5 protein-coding genes are annotated in these 5465 nt (G+C 53.1%); 3 read left to right on the forward strand and 2 right to left on the reverse strand.

The window, feature by feature from the left end:
• Positions 1–918, forward strand: a 918-nt coding sequence (locus tag P1U71_RS17600; RefSeq protein WP_301106980.1) for an asparagine synthetase B, incomplete at its 5' end; no start/stop codon positions are given.
• 9 nt (positions 919–927) lie between these two features.
• On the opposite strand, the gene P1U71_RS17605 is transcribed toward P1U71_RS17600, so the two are convergent.
• Both P1U71_RS17605 and P1U71_RS17610 read right to left on the reverse strand, forming a co-directional pair.
• Positions 928–2757, reverse strand: a complete 1830-nt coding sequence (locus P1U71_RS17605; protein ID WP_301106981.1) for a right-handed parallel beta-helix repeat-containing protein — start codon at positions 2755–2757, stop codon at positions 928–930.
• 144 nt (positions 2758–2901) lie between these two features.
• Complete coding sequence (locus tag P1U71_RS17610) at positions 2902–3879, reverse strand: glycosyltransferase family 2 protein (protein WP_301106982.1); 978 nt, start codon at positions 3877–3879, stop codon at positions 2902–2904.
• A gap of 248 nt (positions 3880–4127) precedes the next feature.
• Between P1U71_RS17610 and P1U71_RS17615 the strand changes: the two genes are divergently transcribed.
• Positions 4128–4832, forward strand: coding sequence for a polysaccharide deacetylase family protein (locus tag P1U71_RS17615; RefSeq protein ID WP_301106983.1), 705 nt, complete (start codon positions 4128–4130; stop codon positions 4830–4832).
• A 33-nt stretch (positions 4833–4865) separates the two neighbouring features.
• Positions 4866–5360: a hypothetical protein gene (locus tag P1U71_RS17620; protein ID WP_301106984.1), complete on the forward strand. Its 495-nt coding sequence runs from the start codon at positions 4866–4868 to the stop codon at positions 5358–5360.
• The last annotated feature ends 105 nt before the right edge of the window (positions 5361–5465 follow it).

Genomic DNA, 5465 nt, shown 5'->3' on the forward strand with positions numbered 1-5465 from the left:
CTGCTGCCGAAAGTCATCTACAGCCTGGATGAACCCATTGGCGACCCCGCCGCGCTCAATACCAAGCTGATCTGCCAGTCAGCGAAAGACATGGGGATCAAGGTATTGCTCTCTGGCATGGGCGCGGATGAGTTGCATTTCGGATATCGCCGGCAGAAGGCCTGGCTGATGGCGGAGAAATATCGCAAATTGCCCGGTATCGTCCGTGGTCCTGTCCGTGCGGTGACGAATGCGCTGCCGGTTCAGATCGGCGGGCGCGGCTTCCGCCTTGGACGCTGGGCGAAAAAATTCCTCTCATTCGCAGAGCTTCCCTCTAATGAGGCTTATCTTAGAAGTTATGCGCAGTATGACCAGCAGTCTCTGTCGCAACTGATGCCGGATGTCGCGGAAAGCCAACTCGGCGCGCTTGCCGATTATCATGACGGAGTGATGCAGGCTGCCTATCAGGATGATCCCTATAACAAGCTTTGCCAGACCGATATCAAGCTCTTTATGTGCGGGCTCAACCTCACCTATACGGACCGGTCCTCCATGTCCGAATCTGTGGAAGTGCGGGTTCCGTTCATTGACCGTGAATTTGTCGCCAGCAGTATGAACCTGCCCGGCCATATGAAATACACCAACGGCACGTCGAAATATCTGCTGAAGAAAGTCGCGGAAAAATATCTGCCACAGGAAATTATCTATCGGCCCAAGTCAAACTTCGCTGTTCCGATCCGCAGCTGGATCTCCGGTGAGCTGTCGGAGATGCTACAAGACACACTAAGCCCGGCGCGACTGAAATCGCGCGGCTGGTTTGATGCCGACTATGTGCAACAGTTGATTAAGGACCATAAATCAGGCCGTCTCGATAACTCTGCCCGCATATATCAGCTCCTCACTGCGGAGCTGTGGGCCGAACAGATGATGGATGGTTAGTTCCGGGCCTTACGGACTGGGGATGGCGCGGGGACCAATCGGTCGCGGCTCTTTCCAATAGCTGAAATCATAGTCTTTAAACTGATCGACGGGCAGCAGCTCGTAGATACTAGTGCCCATACCGCGCGCGACATGAGGCGTCTCTTCCGTGAAGAAGGCCCAAATCCGATCTGTTATCCCCTCGTCGATGTCACCGCCGGGTTCCAGCGCCCAGCCATATTTGGACGACTGAAGCCAGCTTAGTCCGGAATAGATATTGTGGGATAAAATCCAGTCCTCCGGTGCGGGCGAGACGATCAGGCCATCAATGATGTTGTTCTTGATAATTGTCGACGGCTCCTCCCCAGGGATTTGGACAGATTTGCCGGGCTCCACTTCCGCCAGCATCATATTATGCAGGAAGTGCATTGACCCGAACTGGCTGCCCCAGCTCCGCACGCGCCCCAGAAAGACATTGCTCAGCAACCACATGCTGTTGGCCTCCTCGATATTTCCCGTACCGTGATAGGTATAGGCAAAAGGCACATTGTCGAACATGTTCTCGGCGACGAGGATCGTCTTGTTCTTCAGATAGACCGACATACCATTGCCATGAACGCCGAGAATGTCCGAGAGGGTGTTGCCGGTTACCTGGATGTTCTCTGTCTCAATCAGACGGATGCCCGTTCGGCCTATCTTGTGTATCACATTGTCGCGAATGATGATGTCTTTTGAAAAACCGAACCGGATGCCTGAACTTTTCTGGCTGTTGGTGATCGTATTGTTGCTGACAATCACATTCTGGGCCTTGTGAAGCTGGATTGCGCCAATTCCCTCGACCGAGCGGAGATGATCGATATAGTTGTCGCGAATGACAACATTGCGGACCGGATGATCCGAATTGATGATTGCAGTTCCGCTGGCCCAACCGTCATGATCGCCGAAATAGTGGCGGATGTGAAACTCCTCGATCACGAGATTGCTGCTTCCGTTGATATTAAAGCCAGCGGCTAGTTCGTTGATATAGAGGCGGCCGTTCGCCATTGCTTTCGGGTTTTCCGGCCAGATCACGATCCGACGTGCTTCATTATCGATAAAGTACTCCCCCGGTTGGTCGACATCCGACGGGCGATTGAACAGGGCATAGTATGATTCGCGATCGGTGTAAGGATCATTGCCGGGCGGGTTGAATTTTATGGTGCTTGATGCCGTATCAATTCCGGTAACTTCTGTCAGCAAGACCAGATTGGGCTTCATCCAGACCGCGATCCTCGCGTTCCGCCAGTTCTTTTCGTCCGTGTTATCGAGGCCACTATCGAGGGTAATATAGTCCGCGCCCATGACAGAGCGATTTTCATCACCGCCGATTACATTGTAATGCTCATAATCGTCAAACCAGAACGGGTCCGGCTGATTTGGCTCGCGCGCGATCCATACCCGCTCGTCGGAGAGAAACATGGGTGTAAAGGGGTTAACTTCTTCCTTGAGGGTCGATTTAAAAAGATTTTTCCAGTTGGGACTATTGTAGCAGTCGGCGGCGGAGGCGCAGGGAGTGAAGGCAGCCTCGAGTTCTTTCGCACCGCTTAAAATTGCGCGTCCTTCGCCCCATCCGTTGCCTTTATAGGTGACGGGTTGGGAGTCTGAACCACCGGCAGGAATTGTGATGCTTCCCAGATATTCAACGCCGCCTTTGAAATTGACGACGTCACCGGGGCGGAGTTTATAGTTGCCCGCTTTTGATCCCGCGTTCGCATCACCGGGCGCATGCTGCCATGGCGCCTCTTGCGTGATGCCGCTGTTGCTATCGCGACCATTTTTGAAATCGACAAACAAATCTTGCGCGAAGGCGAGATTCGCCATGGCGCATGCTATCGCGGTGAGTGAGTATATCAGATGCCGAAAATGCACGTTTCTGTCGCCCTGTTATTCTGAAGAATGTCATTATTATAGTGAAGGCCTAGCACAATTTCTTCGCAATTTCGATTCCGTGGTCGAGCGGAGACACTAATCGCTCACATTTGACCAGATATCCCGCCGGTCCCAGACACTCTTCCAGACCGCCAGTGATTCCTTTGAACTATGGCGTCCGAACTTGGCAAGGATGAGATGCGCGAGGTAGCGCGACAACGGCCAGAGTTTCATCAGCCACATGGCCAATCCGCGCGTAGTCGCGGGAAAGTGCTTGTAAATGAGGGTCATTTTCGCCTTTATCAGCCGCACGAGTTTGTCTGACTGGACGGTTTCCGACGCGCCGCCGTGGTGAATGATCGTGGCCTCTGACGTGACCATGGGTTTTGCCCCGGCCTTGGCCGCGCGGGCACAGAGGTCTGCCTCTTCCGCATACATGAAAAAGGCTTTGTCAAACCCGCCAAGGCTGTTCCAGAAATCCCGCCGGATGAGGAAAAAGCAGCCAGTGACGACATCCACCTGACGGATACCTTCCCGGTCCCAGCTTCCCATGCCTTCCGGATTGAAGAAGCTGGAATTGCGGAACATTGAAGAGAATCCGAGTGCCTGGCTCGTCAGGCTCCAAAGGCTCATGTTGGTCCAGCAGGATGTCGGGTTGAGGCTCCGATCGGCGAACAGGGTGCGGCCACCCCAGATACCGGCCTCCGGATAGGCATCGGCAAATGCCATCAGCTTATCGATGGCACCGTCGAGCACTTCCGTATCCGGGTTGAGCAGCAGCAAAAATTCGCCACTTGCGTCCTTTGCGGCAAGGTTATTGGCGGCGGCAAAGCCGAGATTTTCATTGAGGCACATAACCTTTGCCTTATCCGCATATTGCGCGTTCAGCGCTTCTGCCGATCCATCCGTTGACGCATTGTCGATAACAATAACCTCGAACGGTGTTTCCCGGGTTTCCGCATAGGTCGTTTCAAGGGCCTTCAGTGTCATCTCGCACGTATTGTAACTGATGACGATAATCGAAACCGCGGGCGCCTTTGCCAACTCTGTTTTCTGCTGCGATGAAAGGCTCATAGACTCCTGATCCTAGACAAATATCATATATATTATAACGGAAATACGGGATGGCTTTCCGTTAATTGCCGTCGGGCAGAGAAACTATTGCCGAATTTAATTAATATCCTGTTGCAAAAAACGAATTTCGTCTGCCTGAAAGGAATTGCCGCGAGGCAAAATTAAACAAATTAACTAATTATCGAGATTCTGTTACCTATATTGATGTTTGACCTTGGGGAAAAAGAATAACTTATCAGGATTCAGGAATGCTTGCAGTCGTTACGATTGGTCTGGTGATAGTTGCCGCTTTGGGCTTCTGGATTGCGCTCCCCTATCTATACAGACGCATCAACGTCAGAAATCTGGCGGCGCGGTGCCGGGCATCCAATTCGGTCGTGCTGACCTATGACGATGGGCCGAGCGCGACTTTCACCCCGGAACTTCTCGAATTGCTGGCCGAATATAATGCGCCCGCTACCTTTTTTGTGCTCGGGGTACAGGCCGATAATAATTCGGAGGTGGTGCCGAAAATTGCCGCGAACGGACATGAGATCGGCAGCCATTCCTATGCACATCTGAACGCATGGAGGGATCTTCCCTGGAAAGTCGCCAATGATATAGAGGCGGGAGTAGACTGCCTTAACCGGAAGGATGTCGAGATTACTTATTTCCGACCCCCGAACGGCAAAATCACCCTGGCGACGCTGTTGCAGACATGGCTTAAGCGACGGCGCATGGCGTGGTGGACAATAGATTCAACAGATACCAATCCGGAGACGATTGAGCCGGAAAAGCTGGCCGAGGCCGTGAAGAAGGCGGGCGGCGGTGTTGTTCTTCTGCATGATTTCGAACGCAGCATCGACAAGGAACGAAATAAATTTGTGCTGGAGGCGACACGGCAGCTGCTTGAAATGGCAAAGGCGGAGAATTTCTCCGTCCGGACTTTCGGTCAGCTTCAGCAGAACGCCTGACGTAGTTTTTGCGAGTATAGAGATTGAGTATTCATGCCTGACAAACCAAAAATACTGGCGATATCCTCAGCAGGGGGCCATTGGGTCCAGCTACAGCGCCTTCGGGCGGCATGGGATGGCTGCGATGCCGTTTATGTCACCACCAAGGAAGGCTATCGGGATGATCTGATCGCAGACGCGACGCGACGCGGCCAATCGACACCACGCTTTTACAAGATTGTGGACGCCAACAGGTGGCAGAAATTTCGCTTGCTGCGGCAACTCTTCGGGATATTGATCATTCTGATTCGCGAGCGCCCCGACGTTATTGTTTCGACCGGCGCCGCTGCAGGTTTCTTCGCTTTGAAAGCCGGCAAGCTGATGGGCGCCCGCACAGTCTGGGTGGACAGCATCGCTAATGCGGGTGCGCTATCCCTATCCGGGCAGAAGGCGGGTGGCTGTGCTGATCTCTGGCTCACGCAATGGGAGCATCTGGCAGGCGGTGAAAATGCCCGCAAGGGTCCGGAATATAAGGGATCGGTCGTATGATTTTCGTAACTGTTGGCCATGAGCTTCGCTTTGATCGCCTGATCAAGGGCCTCGATAACTGGGCACTGGAATCGGGTTATAAAGATATATTTGCGCAAGTGGCGG

The sequence above is a fragment of the Sneathiella sp. genome, from assembly GCF_029233945.1.
In the GTDB taxonomy this organism is placed as follows: Bacteria; Pseudomonadota; Alphaproteobacteria; order Sneathiellales; family Sneathiellaceae; genus Sneathiella.